The organism is Agriterribacter sp. (assembly GCF_035444585.1).
Taxonomy (GTDB): Bacteria; Bacteroidota; Bacteroidia; order Chitinophagales; family Chitinophagaceae; genus Agriterribacter.
On record NZ_DAOMOZ010000133.1, the window covers coordinates 1 to 13,729 of the forward strand.

Consider the following 13,729-nt stretch of genomic DNA (forward strand, 5'->3'; position numbering starts at 1 on the left):
GTAAGCCTTGAAAGCGCTACTTTACATCCCCTGCAAAGTTTAACAGACATTATAACCATTACCGAGGTTCTGCAAAATCTCAAACCACAAACCAAAAACCAAAAACCCAAGATCGTACTCACCTGGGCCCCGCATGTAAAAGCATTACCCCAGTGCGTGGCCAATAGTTTTTCACAATGGGTGAATGCATGGGGCGAAGCTGATTTTACGATCACCCACCCTGAAGATTATGAGCTGGATGAAAAATTTACGAAAGGTGCAACTATCACACATAACCAGGAAGAAGCGCTGAAAGACGCCGATTTTGTGTATGTAAAGAACTGGAGCACCTATAATGATTACGGAAAAATATATTGCAATGATCCGGAGTGGATGCTGACGAATGAAAAAGTAAGCCAAACCAGTAATGCAAAAATAATGCACTGCCTGCCGGTAAGAAGAAACGTAGAGTTGAGCGATGAAATATTAGACGGGGTAAACAGCATCATTACGCAGCAGGCCTCCAACCGGGTTTGGGCTGCACAGGCCGTCCTGTCGGAAATCCTAAGCCATCAATCCTTATAGAGCATGGGGGAAGCATTTGTAATAAAGATTGGGGGAAACATCATTGATGACGAAAAAAAGCTGTTTTCTTTCCTTGAATCCTTTGCGACGCTCAGCACCGGAGCTGCGTTTGTGCTGGTGCATGGCGGCGGGAAATCAGCCACCAGGCTGGCGGAAAAAGTGGGCATCAAACAGCAACTGGTGGAAGGAAGACGGATTACCGATGCCGAAACATTGAAGATCGTTACCATGGTATATGCGGGCTACATCAATAAGAACATTGTGGCGCAATTACAGTCCAGGAACTGTAATGCAATAGGGCTGAGCGGCGCCGACGGCAACGTTATACTTGCCCATAAAAGAAAAGCAACCGGTGGCACCGATTACGGTTTTGCCGGAGATGTGGACAAAGTAAATGCAGCATTTCTAAACACCTTACTGGAACAAAATTTTGCGATAGTGCTTGCACCCATTACCCATGATAAGAACGGGCAACTGCTCAATACCAACGCCGATACCATTGCGCAGGAAACAGCTAAAGCGCTCTCTGTTTTCTATAACGTAACGCTCATCTATTCGTTTGAAAAAAGCGGCGTGCTGCTGGATGCCGAAGATGACACCACCGTAATCAAAGAGATCAACCCGTCTTTTTATGAACAGTTAAAATCGCAACAAAAAATATTTGCCGGCATGATACCCAAATTGGATAACGCCTTTGCAGCACTGGGCAGCGGCGTAAAAAAAGTGATCATCGGAAAAGCAGAAAGCCTGGAACTGTTGATTAACGGTGCTGCCGGCACAACCATTATTCAATGAGTAATACCATTTCCATATCAACTGCCGAAGCCATTCATCTGTTGAAGGAACTGATCACTATACCTTCTTTCAGCCGTGAAGAAGATAAAACTGCTGAACAGATCGGTTTGTTTTTTGCCCACAAAGGAATACCGCATTTCCGCATAGGTAATAATATATACGCCTTAAACAAATACTTCGACGAAAGCAAGCCCACTATCCTGCTCAACTCGCACCACGATACGGTAAAGCCCAATAAAGCATATACACTCAATCCCTTCAGCCCGGTTGAAAAAGACGGAAGATTATATGGGCTGGGGAGCAATGATGCGGGAGGGCCGCTGGTTGCGCTGCTCGCTGCTTTTTTATTTTTTTATGATCGTTCAGATCTGAAATACAATATCGTATATGCCGCCAGCGCAGAAGAAGAGATCTCCGGTAAAAACGGTATTGAGTACCTGCTGAACAGTCCTTCGTTCAACCCGCCCGGAAGAAAGTGGGCCTTTGCGTTAGTGGGTGAGCCAACGCAAATGCAGATGGCAGTTGCCGAAAAGGGCTTGCTGGTACTGGACTGTACTGCCGCCGGCATTGCAGGGCATGCAGCGCGGGAAGAAGGAGACAATGCGGTGTACAGGGCCATAAAAGACATTGAATGGTTCAGCAGCTTCCGTTTTCCGCGGGTATCGGATTTTTTGGGCCCGGTAAAGATGAGTGTAACCGTTATTGAAACGGAAAATAAAGCACACAATGTGGTACCTTCTCAATGCAGCTTTGTAACCGACATAAGAGTAAATGAACTGTATACCTTTGAAGAAATACTGGATATCATCAAAAGCAATGTAAACTGTAATGTAAAGCCCAGAAGCTTACGCCTGAAGTCGTCTTCCATCGCTTTGGACCATTCCATCGTTAAAGCCGGACTGGAAGCAGGCAGAACCTGTTACGGATCTCCCACCACTTCAGATAAGGCCCTTATACCCTTTCCTGCATTAAAAATAGGACCGGGTGATTCGGCAAGAAGCCATACGGCAGATGAATACATATATATTGATGAAATAAAAAAAGGGATTGAATTGTATGTGGAAATGCTGGGAAAGGTGTTGTAGGATAAGTTGCAAGGTGCAGGTCACAGGGCTGCAAACACCAGGGGGTGCACTCCAGCTTTGCTTCATGTGAAGTTTCAGGTTACAGGTACAAGACGCAGGGGAAATACGTAATACATCCAAAATATTTCTTTTGTATTTTTATTAAAATGTTTAACCATGAAAAGTTAGCATGATCTGCAGATATGTGCAGGATCAAAACAAACGGCGATTGGCGTTCATAAAATGACATCATTAAAACACGAAAATAACCTGCAACTTGTAACTTACGCACATGAAACTTTGGCAAAAAGATAACGCTTCCACAAACGAGCTGATTGAAAAATTTACAGTAGGCCGCGACAAAGAATTTGACCTGCTGCTTGCCCGCTACGATGTACAGGGCTCTATTGCCCATGTAAAAATGCTGCAGGAGGCAGGATTGATGACCCCGGAAGAAGGAGCACAGGCCGTAAAGGGACTGGAAATTATCCTTGAGGAAATTGAACAGCACAAATTCACCATTGAAGAAGGCATAGAAGATGTACATTCCCAGGTAGAATACCTGTTAACCCAACGGATAGGCGAAGCGGGAAAGAAAATACATAGCGGCAGAAGCCGCAACGACCAGGTAGCCGTTGACCTGAAATTATACCTGCGGGCAGAGATACTCAATATAAAAGAAGAAGCAAAAGGCTTGTTTGATCTACTGATCGCCCAAAGCGAAAAGCATAAGGATAAATTATTGCCCGGGTACACACACCTGCAAATTGCCATGCCATCGTCGTTTGGGCTATGGTTTGGCGCTTACGCAGAAAGCCTTACAGATGACCTGGAAATGCTGGCAGCCGCCTATCATGTAACCAATAAAAATCCATTGGGCAGCGGCGCAGGATATGGCTCTTCGTTCCCGTTAAACAGAACATTAACTACACAATTGTTGCAATTTTCCGCTCTCAACCATAACTCCGTATATGCCCAGATGAGCCGGGGCAAAACAGAAAAATTAGTAGCTTTTGGTTTGAGCACCGTTGCTGCAACGCTAAGCAAGCTGGCAGTGGACGCCTGCTTATACATGAACCAGAACTTCGGTTTTATTTCTTTTCCGAATGAGTTAACAACGGGCAGCAGCATCATGCCGCACAAAAAGAACCCCGATGTATTTGAGCTGATCCGTGCAAAGTGCAACCGCATTCAATCTGTGCCCAATGAGCTTACTCTTCTTATCAATAATCTGCCATCGGGGTATCACCGCGACCTGCAGCTTACGAAGGAAATATTATTCCCGGCCATTGAAGAGCTGAAAGCCTGCATTCAAATGATGGTATTGATGTTATCCAATATCAGCATTAAGGAAAACATACTGGATGATGAAAAATACAGGTACCTTTTTAGCGTGGAAGCCGTGAACGAACTGGTAAACAAAGGCATTTCCTTTCGTGATGCATACCGGCAGGTAGGGAATGATATAGAAAAAGGCGCATTTCATTTCGATTATAAAAAGCAGCTCCGCCATACGCATGAGGGAAGCATAGGCAATTTGTGCAACGATAGAATTGCAGAAGCAATGGCGCAGGTATTGAACAGGTTTGAATGATATGCCTGGCGATCCATGTATTCAGAGGCAGGATCTGACAAAGATCATTTGATCATAGGCCTGGAATCATTTTTTTATTTCGCCAACATACTTATGTTTGCCATTCACAAAAACATTAATGAATCATGAAATTCCGTATTGAAACACCGGGGCACAGGGCAAGTCCTTCTTTGAAAGCATTCGTAACCCAAAAACTGGGCTCGCTCGACAGGTATTATAAAGATATCCAGGAAATAGAGGTAACCCTGCTCAATGAAGTAAAAGGTAAAAATGAAGTGGTGAACTGTACGCTCAATATCCGGATACCGGGTAAAGACGAATACATTAAAACCAGATCTCACATTTTTGAAGATGCGGTTTTAAAAGCTGCCGAAGCAGCTAAGAGAAGACTTCGCATCCGTAAAACACAATTACAATTGGCCAATAAGAAGAAAACAGCCAACAGGAAAGTAGCTTTAAAACCGGCCAAAAAGGTGGGCAAATAATCGCGACCGATATTATAAAAGAGCTCTTGCTGTATTGTTTTCAAAACTAAAAGGGCTGGCTAAAACGAATATTTTGCCACTTAATCTACTACAACACGAAGAAAATAAAACCCGAAGATCAGGACTTTCTGCCTTAACGTCCGGGTGGCATATCTTCGGGTGAACAGGCTGCTGTCATTCATAATTTCCCCTATCTTCGCACGGCAAATCCTTTATGCATGCAACAAAAGTTCAAACGTATCCTGCTTAAGCTCTCCGGCGAATCACTCATAGGCAACAGCGGTTTTGGATTGGATCCGGGTATTTTAACCAACTTCGCCGCCGAAATCAGGTCGGTGCACGACGCAGGTGTGGAGGTAGCTATAGTGATCGGAGGCGGTAATATTTACCGGGGTATGAACGAACTGGAAACAGGTATAGAAAGGGCACATGGAGATTATATGGGTATGCTTGCCACCGTTATCAATGGCATGGCATTGCAGGCTGCACTCGAAAAAGCAGGCTTGTTTACACGCTTGCTGAGCGCCATTAAAATGGAACAGATCGCCGAGCCCTATATTCGCAGAAGGGCGATACGCCACCTTGAGAAAAAAAGAATAGTGATTTTTGGCGCAGGCACAGGTAACCCCTACTTTACTACAGATACCGCAGGTTCTTTACGGGCGATAGAAATAAAAGCCGATGTAATTTTAAAAGGAACAAGAGTTGACGGTATATATACTTCCGACCCCGAAAAAAATCCATCGGCTACCAAATATGAAACCATCAGCTTTAAAGAATGCATTGATAAGAACCTGAAAGTAATGGATATGACCGCTTTTACACTTTGCATGGAAAACAAGCTGCCCATCATTGTTTTTGATATGAACAAGCGGGGCAACCTGCTTCGTGTAGTAAAAGGTGAAAAAGTTGGCACTCTTGTAACCTGATAAAACAATGTTTGCATACAAAAGTAACCTGCGTTAACTAAAAAGATACTGCACATCTTCTTCGGTGAGCGATTTGGCAAAACCTTCATCGGCTGATACAAGATCGTCGGAAAGCTTCTTTTTCTTTTGCTGCAGTTTAATTATTTTTTCTTCTATAGTATCCTTGCAGATCATTTTATAAGCGAACACACTTTTTGTTTGGCCAATGCGGTGCGTACGGTCTATGGCCTGAGTCTCCACAGCAGTGTTCCACCAGGGATCGAATAAAAACACATAATCGGCAGCAGTAAGCGTTAGCCCCGTATTACCTGCCTTCAGGCTTATCAAAAATAAATTAACCTTATTGCCTTCCTTTTGAAATGCGTTCACCATTTCCTTTCTTTTTACAGGAGGCGTTTGCCCGTCGAAATGATAAAAGTCCAATCCTCTTTTTTTGCATTCACCAGCCAGCAAACGGAGCATGGAGCTGAACTGCGAAAAAACAACCGCCTTATGGCTTCCCAGGATATTATCCAGCTCATCCATCAATACTTCCGTTTTTATTGATTCGCTGCAGCGCTGCAATTCCTTATCCGGCAGCAGCAAGGGTGAACTGCATACCTGCCGCAGCTTTGTCATGCCCTGCAGGATGGATAATTTACTTTTTGCCAGTCCGCTTTTTTCGATCTCAAGGAAAATGCTGCTGCGGGTTTGCTCTAAAATTTCTTCATATACATTTCTCTGTGATCCGTTCATCTCGCACCACAGAACAGATTCTGTTTTTTCCGGCAGATCCTTTGCCACCTGTTCTTTGGTGCGACGCAATATAAATGGAGCGGTAAGCTTTTTTAATGTGGCTATTTTCTCTTCATCTGCATTGTTGTCTATAGGATCAGCATATTCTCTTTTAAAAAAATCACGCCCCCCAAACATTCCCGGAACCACAAAATTGAGCTGCATATACAGATCGAAGGTATTGTTGACCACCGGTGTACCGCTTAAGGCCAAACGAAAAGCAGCCTGCAGCTTCATTATCGCCTGCGCTATCTGCGTAGCCGGATTTTTTATATTATGGCTTTCATCTATTACCGCAACGCCATAAGATTGCTCACAGATCCAATCCACGTCACTCCGCAAAGTATGATAAGTAGTAATAACAATTTGCACCCCGGGTTGTGTAAGCTGTTCTTTTTGTCTTACCGATCCGTGATAAACAATGGTTTGTATACCCGGTGCAAAACGTTCTAGCTCCTGCTGCCAGTTATAAATAAGAGAGGCCGGGCAAACAACAATATTCTTCACTCCGGGGTGCCTGTCAATAAAATGAACCATCCCACAGATGGCCTGCAGGGTTTTACCCAAACCCATGTCGTCGGCCAGGCATGCACCTGCACCTATCTCATTTAACAACAACATCCACTCATATGCCTTTTGCTGGTAAGGTCTTAGTGTGGCATGAACAGAAGCGGGTAAAACATATAACGGGTCAGCGCTGGATTGCCATTGTTCCCATTTCCGCCACCAGTTATTTTGTATGGCCAGCTTCAGGGCAGGCATTTCTTCTGTAGCGTCCTGTTTGGCTACCGCCATCCACCGGAGCAGTTCTATCGTATTGCTTTTTACTTTTCCATGCTTTAACACCGGTGCATATTGCTGTAACCATTCCTCACTCAAGAGTCCGAGTGATCCGTCTTTGAGCAATACTGCCTTTTGTCCTGCCAGTAACATGCGCTGCAGTTCATTCAACGGCACCTTTTCCTGCCCAAATACCAGCTCCATCTCATATAACAAACGGTGCTCATCTTCATTCAGTAGTTTCATGGTCGTTACTGCTGTATGAGAAGAATAGCGGAAATGCCGGAGCATATCCATTCCCACAATCTCAATATCCATTTGCAGCAAGCGGTGATATGTTTTGAGGAACCACTGCTTTTTTTGTGCATCAGCAAAAGACAGGTAATAATAGCCGTTCCGCTGATTAGCAAAATTAGGGTGGAGTGCTACCAGCGTTTGTATGAGCCGGGTTTCGGCTTCCCTGCTCCGTTTTATAACCCGGATAGCGCCATCCACAGTCGCTTCAAACCTGTCTTTCCATTCGCCATCAACCAAATGCCCGTCGTAAAGCCACTGCGGGGTAAGCATCAAAAAAGCGTTATTCAGCTCGCTTAACATAAGCCGGATAACAGGGGCTACCTCAAGCTCCTGTTTAGGGAAATGACCGTTCCGGTTTACAGTATAGCGCTCATCCAGCGGAGCCAGTATATGCATGGCAAACAGGTCCGGCGCATTTTCGTACTGCACCCAGTTCACAGATCCCAGCTTTTCAAGCGTAAGATAGTCGACATAAGAGAGTATAAAGTATTCGTTTTTGCTTTCTAATAAAAAACGAGTGCGGTTAAATATATCTATCGGGTAAACGTCGTTATGAATATGCACATTGGTTTTTATGCGAAGCCTCTGCTGCTCCCCCGATACTTCAAAGCTTAGCCCTGGCTTAAAACTGCTGAAGCTGCACGGGCCGGTAAGCAATGCTTTTTTACCAGGCTGCCGTATTTGGTGGTACCATTTTATTAATGGAAAATACGGCTGAAATGCTTCGAGCATTCTATGCCAGTATTTGATAAGATTTTTACGACAGAATTCATCAAACGCTTCCTCATTGCGCTTCAGCTCAAAGGCTTTTTTGATGCCCGAAAGGGTTTCGTCCAGGGCTTCCATGCAGCAGTTCATCAGTATATCCCTGACCGGTTTGGGATAATCCCTGAAATGCTTCCTTACTAAAGACCATTCCAGTACAGCGGTACTGTAACTGATCGCTTTGTCTTTTTTTCCAATTTTCAGTAAGCTCACCGCTGGTTTACCATCTGCCATGATCCAGGGAGAGAGCAACAATACCGTACGAACATCATTTGCCATTAAGAATAATATTACTAACAGATACAATGCTGCAAAAATAAAATGATTGGCGCGGTAAAAGCAGGTAGGCTCCAAATAAAACAATCTTATTTGCAATTACCTTTGTTGCTCCGTTCATCAAACAGTTTACACAGTATGAAAAGTGAAATAGCTGCCATCCGCCTTAATTATTCTAAAAAAATTTTACTGGAAACCGATGCAGATGATGACCCTGTAAAACAATTTGATAAGTGGTGGCAGGAAGCCATGCTGTCTGAAATTAAAGAGGTAAATGCGATGACGCTCGCCACCGCTTCACCGGATGGCATTCCGTCGGCACGTATCGTTTTATTAAAAGACTTTTCTGAAAAAGGATTTATGTTCTTTACCAATTACGAAAGCTTTAAGGCGCAGCAATTGGATAATAATCCCAAAGCCTGCCTGGTTTTTTTCTGGAAAGAGCTGGAACGGCAGGTGCGTATTACCGGGCTTGTTCAAAAAGTACCCCCCGGAGAAAGTGACGCTTATTTTCAATCAAGGCCCGAAGAAAGCCGTATTGGTGCAGTCACATCGCCGCAAAGCAGGGTAATAGAAAACAGGGAATGGATAGATGCCCGGTACGAAAAAAACAGGGAACTGTTATCCGGCAAACCGGTCAAAAGACCCGATTATTGGGGAGGATATATTGTTCGCCCGGTAATTGTGGAATTCTGGCAGGGCCGGCCCGGCAGGCTGCATGACCGCATACAATATACCCTGCAAAACAACAATGAATGGAAGATAGAAAGGCTTGCACCTTAAGGCTATCAGCCTTCAGATCAGAACAGCCAATATACATAATACCTGAAAGTTGTTACAGAATTTCCTTGTAACATGCAGCCTGAAACCTGTAACAACCTGCAAATCATAAGCTCCAAACTTATGCTCGTTTTATTCAGGCTTTTTCCTGGCAGCCTTTGCCTTAGCGGGTTTGGCAGGGCGGCTTTTACCAAATGATCCCTGCGCTATTTTTCCCTTTTTTGTTTTTTTATCACCTCTTCCCATATTTATTGATGTTTATTGTTTTGAATAAGTAGGTTTATATAATCCGGCAAAAATAAAAAAAGCAAGATACAACCGGTGCATCCTGCTTAAAATGTTCTTACTGCTGGAATTACAACTTTGCAGATAATTCTTTACCGGCTTTAAAGCGGGCTACCTTTTTAGCTTTAATCTTAATTACAGCGCCGGTTTGCGGGTTACGGCCATTGCGTGCAGCACGTTTTGATACAGAGAAAGTACCGAAGCCAACAAGTGTTACTTTACCACCGCTTTTAAGGGTTTTGGTAACCGCATCAATAAAAGAATCCAAAGAATCGTTAGCCTGGGTTTTTGTGATGCCTGCGTCATCTGCAATCTTTGCGATTAATTCAGCTTTGTTCATGATAGAGCGTTTTAGAATTTGATTTAGTAAAAACAAATATAGATGCTTTTTGCATCCAACAAAATTTTTTTACACTTTTTAGTCCTGCGCAATTTTCTTTCGGAAGCCGCACCGGGCAAGGATTCCATGACGAAGCAGGGTGCTCCTTTAAGCGGCTTAAAACGGTAGAATAAGCTCAAAGCCTTGCTGGCGTTAAGTTTCATGCCCGTATGAGCGAAATGCTTACCGGTTAAGGGTTTTAGGGGAATTTACAATAAATTTCAATTCGTCAAATTGTTTTTAATTCTTATCCACAATTAGTTCACAAGCTGCATAACCGTTCTGAAAGCGATGCATTGATCGCCCCACTTACCGGCAGCTTTTTTTTGCATGAACGCCGAACAGGTATTTGTATATTGCTGATATCGTTGCCAGGAAGAAGTAAAAAACTGAATGGTAAAAGTAAGCCCCTCCGATTCATCCTGCTCCAGCAAACGATATAGTTTATACGCATCAAACAAGCCCGTAGCCATTATTTCAGGGATGTGCTCACTGGTTTGCCACTGCAACCATTGCTCTTTTATACGGGGAAGGATTTTTGTAGTAATATTATATACGATCATATTTGAATCCGAAGTTGTTCGTATGATCATGATGCCTTATGGTTTTATTTCAAGGTATACCGGGCAATGATCGCTATGTTTTACATCGGGGTATATTTCCGCAGCAACCAATTGGTCTTTCAGTGCATTTGTTACATTAATGTAATCAATGCGCCAGCCTTTATTGTTCAGCCTAACGCTTGGGAAGCGCTGGCTCCACCAGCTATACCGATGAGGGTCGGTGCAAAAATGGCGAAAGCCATCTATCCATTGCGTGTCAAAAAATTTATCCATCCATGCTCTTTCTTCAGGCAAAAATCCCGATGATTTTTTATTTCCTTTCGGATCATGGATATCAATTTCCTTATGGGCAATATTGTAATCGCCGCACAGGATCAGCCTCGGAAATTGTGAACGGAGCTTGCTGAGATAAATAAAAAACTCATCCAGCCATTCGTATTTGAATTTTTGCCTCTCTTCGCCGCTGGTGCCCGAAGGAAAATAAGCATTGATCAACCGTATATCGCCGAAATCCAGTTGCAATACCCTTCCTTCATCATCGCTTACCTTGTGTTGTGTACCGTATTCAACATGATCTGGCTTTATCCGGGTAAATACCGCTACGCCGCTATATCCTTTTTTTTGTGCACTGAACCAGTAGTTGTAATATCCCATCTCATTTAACCTGGTATGATCTACATCTTCTTTTTGCGCTTTCGTTTCCTGAACACAAATAATATCGGCGGGATCGGTTTTCAGCCAGTCTAAAAACCCCTTTTTAATTGCCGCCCTGATGCCATTAACATTATAAGAGATGATTCGCATGATATGTAATTGTAGCTGCAAAATAAAGCAACTGCAACAAATAAAGTCAATACGAAGAAAGTTGAATTACAATTGAGAATTATAACGCGGCGTGCTTCCCAACGGGTAAGTTAACTCCTACGCTCATTATCATTTCATAGGTGCCGAAAGCGTGCCTGGCGGTTCCTTTATAAATTTTAAGATTGGAGTAGCGGGCATAATCCAGCTTATTGGAATATTCAATAAAAGCGTACTTAAAAAAGGTTGCTTTTACACTTGCTTCAACGCCCACGTTCCATCCGCCCAATTGAAAGTGCGGCTTATTGGCTTCGCCAAAAAAACTATTTTCCACATGTGGTATAACAGGTCCTATGCCCGCTTTACCCAAAAGATCCAGTTTCAGGTTGCCATCTTTTGTGGAAAGCAATTCACATCTTTTTACCAGGTTAAACAAAAGGAAATTAGCGCCATTGTTCAGGTAATAATAAAAACCATTGTCTTTTGAAAACCGCACGGTGGTATCTGCATGCTTTCCATGCAGGGTTCCTGTAACAGAAGCATCCTGTCCGTCTTCAAAAACAAACTTGGTATGGTCAAAGTTGATCTCAACACCCCAACCCTTTTGAGGATTAAAAAAATAACCCAGTCTGTAATTGTATTGCGGTATGGAAATGGCTTTACGAAATAAGTCATGATCCCAGCCTCTCTTATCGTGCCCTTTAATACGGCTAAAGGTATAATCGTTGCCCAGCTCAGGCTGACTGATATGCACATTGCTGCGCGTATACCATTCCGTATTATACCCCCATGAAAGATACCATTCGCTTTTGGGGTAAGCTTTTTTGTTTTGGGCTACACTGCTTGAAACCGAAAAGATCAAACCAAGGGTTACCAGGTAAATGCCAGAACGCTTAATGCTCATATCGCCTGCGATAAAATTAGGGATACCGGTGAAATTTAAAATTGCGGTGCGAAATTAGGGTAAAGAAATCATAAATTATAGTGTGATTAAACGAAAAAAAGCAAGCTTTATTTTCTCTTTAAAAAATCAGCAAGCATTTCAATGTGATCGGTATTGATATAATCCACCTGGAGATCCATGAAAGTTTGCCATGTATGAACATTATCCGGGCATCCCCAAAAACGGATCTTTTTATGCAGGATATGGGCTTTTTGAATAACCGCTGTTAAAGCATTTTTCTCCTTCTGAGGAATATCGCCTTTTCCGTTCCACCGGGAATACTTTCTGAAATTATCGCTGAATATACCGATGCGGCTTATTTGCTGTATATGTCCGGAGTTATTGATGTTGCCGTCAAAAAAAATATATGGTGGGTACTGATCAAAAGTTGACGGCGGCGGCTGATTGCCGGTGATCACAAATTGTACAGCGGTGGTTTTTGTGAGCAGGGGATGCTTTTCAATGATCTCAATTACTTTATTAAGTGAAGAAAGGGCGTCCGTTTTAAGATCAATGAGTAAAATAACCTTGTGCGAAGTATCTTTTTGCTTAATAAGAGCATCCCCTAAGGGCTGTATATAATCACGCTCAAAAAGAAGAGGCCTTGTAATAATGTCCCCGGCACTATGGCCTACAAATAAGCTGTCGTTTTTTAAGATCACATCGGCTTCAATGGAACCAAAGCCGAGGTTATACGCCTGTATAAAGGGAATATTATGCTCATAATCATTATGGGCATGGGCATTGGATACGTTGTATTGTATGGTTTGGCCATATCCTGTATAAAAAATGATCAGGGCCGCTATACAAGGTATGGTCTTTCTTAAGAACGATTGCTTCATTGTTTGATAAAGTTGTTTAGTAATAAAAATTAAAAGTAAAGAAGATTGGGGCGGCAAGGATGCTAAAATTCTACCGGTTATCATCAAAATCTACCACCTGTCTTTTCTCAAAAAAATATTCACAGCATTGAATTCAATGCAAACCCCCTACTGCATTGAGTTTGGCAGCTCTTGTGAAGAATTGTGACTGCCAACTACTAAAATAAAAATGGTACTATGTATTGCATAGTATTAAATAAGTTTTTATCTTTGTTCCAGGATGAGCGAAAACTGTCTGAATAAGATGAAAGACGATAAAAGCCCGGAAGCATTGTTAAGATTGATTATATGAAGCGGACATAAAGATTGGCATAACAAATTTGTTTAACATCTTGCTTTGCCCGGCCGGAAAAGCAGGAAAAATCCCTGAGATTATGAATATCGAGAACACGCAGAGCCAGATGAGGAAAGGGGTACTGGAATTTTGTATCCTGTCTATAATTAAGCGTGGAGAGGTATATCCGAGTGATATTATAGCGGAAATGAAAAGGGCCAACCTTAATATCCTGGAAGGAACACTTTACCCTTTATTAACACGATTGAAAAATGCAGATTTGCTCACTTACCGCTGGGTAGAAAGTACAGGAGGCCCACCCCGAAAATATTTTTCTTTAACCGACAAAGGGGCTTCTTTTTATGCTGAGCTGCAGGCTACCTGGAATGAGCTGGCAAATGCTGTACATGCACTAACACAAAACGGGCAGGCTGTTTCTACAGACCCCAACAACTTCAACCAATAAAATTGAACTGATCATGAAAAAGGTAATAAATATA

Annotated in this window: 15 protein-coding genes; 8 read left to right on the forward strand and 7 right to left on the reverse strand. The window is 42.9% G+C overall.

Features of this window, described 5'->3' with window-relative positions; genetic code table 11:
* From PLH26_RS14070 to pyrH, 6 genes are all read left to right on the forward strand, one after another.
* The coding region (locus PLH26_RS14070; RefSeq protein ID WP_502876393.1) for a Rossmann-fold NAD(P)-binding domain-containing protein at positions 1–564 on the forward strand (564 nt) is incomplete at its 5' end.
* 3 nt (positions 565–567) lie between these two features.
* Positions 568–1,359, forward strand: a complete 792-nt coding sequence (gene argB / locus PLH26_RS14075) for an acetylglutamate kinase (RefSeq protein ID WP_324586666.1) — start codon at positions 568–570, stop codon at positions 1,357–1,359.
* Complete coding sequence (locus tag PLH26_RS14080) at positions 1,356–2,444, forward strand: M20 family metallo-hydrolase (RefSeq protein ID WP_324586667.1); 1,089 nt, start codon at positions 1,356–1,358, stop codon at positions 2,442–2,444. The genes argB and PLH26_RS14080 overlap by 4 nt, the downstream gene beginning before the upstream one ends.
* A gap of 271 nt (positions 2,445–2,715) precedes the next feature.
* On the forward strand, positions 2,716–4,017 hold the full coding sequence (gene argH, locus PLH26_RS14085; RefSeq protein WP_324586668.1) for an argininosuccinate lyase: 1,302 nt from the start codon (positions 2,716–2,718) through the stop codon (positions 4,015–4,017).
* A gap of 125 nt (positions 4,018–4,142) precedes the next feature.
* Positions 4,143–4,502 (forward strand): HPF/RaiA family ribosome-associated protein, encoded by a 360-nt coding sequence (locus PLH26_RS14090; protein WP_324586669.1) that lies wholly within the window; start codon positions 4,143–4,145, stop codon positions 4,500–4,502.
* Between the two features lie 218 nt (positions 4,503–4,720).
* Positions 4,721–5,431: a UMP kinase gene (gene pyrH / locus PLH26_RS14095; protein ID WP_324586670.1), complete on the forward strand. Its 711-nt coding sequence runs from the start codon at positions 4,721–4,723 to the stop codon at positions 5,429–5,431.
* 33 nt (positions 5,432–5,464) lie between these two features.
* Here pyrH and PLH26_RS14100 read toward each other — a convergent pair whose 3' ends face one another.
* Positions 5,465–8,326, reverse strand: coding sequence for a DEAD/DEAH box helicase (locus PLH26_RS14100; protein WP_324586671.1), 2,862 nt, complete (start codon positions 8,324–8,326; stop codon positions 5,465–5,467).
* 135 nt (positions 8,327–8,461) lie between these two features.
* On the opposite strand from PLH26_RS14100, the gene pdxH reads away from it, so the two are divergent.
* The gene (gene pdxH / locus PLH26_RS14105; protein WP_324586672.1) at positions 8,462–9,106 is read left to right on the forward strand and encodes a pyridoxamine 5'-phosphate oxidase; all 645 of its coding nucleotides are present in this window, start codon (positions 8,462–8,464) and stop codon (positions 9,104–9,106) included.
* Between the two features lie 129 nt (positions 9,107–9,235).
* On the opposite strand, the gene PLH26_RS14110 is transcribed toward pdxH, so the two are convergent.
* The 6 genes from PLH26_RS14110 to PLH26_RS14135 form a co-directional block, all read right to left on the reverse strand.
* Positions 9,236–9,349 carry a 30S ribosomal protein THX gene (locus PLH26_RS14110; RefSeq protein WP_324586673.1) on the reverse strand — a complete coding sequence of 38 codons (114 nt, stop codon included), beginning with the start codon at positions 9,347–9,349 and terminating at the stop codon, positions 9,236–9,238.
* A gap of 109 nt (positions 9,350–9,458) precedes the next feature.
* A complete protein-coding gene (locus PLH26_RS14115) occupies positions 9,459–9,764 on the reverse strand; it encodes an HU family DNA-binding protein (RefSeq protein WP_349770426.1) in 306 nt (101 codons plus the stop codon).
* Positions 9,765–10,024: 260 nt separating this feature from the next.
* Entirely contained in the window at positions 10,025–10,360 is a 336-nt protein-coding gene (locus PLH26_RS14120; RefSeq protein ID WP_324586674.1) for a DUF4286 family protein, read from the reverse strand.
* A gap of 6 nt (positions 10,361–10,366) precedes the next feature.
* A complete protein-coding gene (locus tag PLH26_RS14125) occupies positions 10,367–11,134 on the reverse strand; it encodes an exodeoxyribonuclease III (RefSeq protein WP_324586675.1) in 768 nt (255 codons plus the stop codon).
* 79 nt (positions 11,135–11,213) lie between these two features.
* Positions 11,214–12,035, reverse strand: coding sequence for a hypothetical protein (locus tag PLH26_RS14130; protein ID WP_324586676.1), 822 nt, complete (start codon positions 12,033–12,035; stop codon positions 11,214–11,216).
* 107 nt (positions 12,036–12,142) lie between these two features.
* Positions 12,143–12,916 (reverse strand): PI-PLC domain-containing protein, encoded by a 774-nt coding sequence (locus PLH26_RS14135; RefSeq protein ID WP_324586677.1) that lies wholly within the window; start codon positions 12,914–12,916, stop codon positions 12,143–12,145.
* A gap of 413 nt (positions 12,917–13,329) precedes the next feature.
* On the opposite strand from PLH26_RS14135, the gene PLH26_RS14140 reads away from it, so the two are divergent.
* Entirely contained in the window at positions 13,330–13,695 is a 366-nt protein-coding gene (locus PLH26_RS14140) for a PadR family transcriptional regulator (RefSeq protein WP_324586678.1), read from the forward strand.
* The last annotated feature ends 34 nt before the right edge of the window (positions 13,696–13,729 follow it).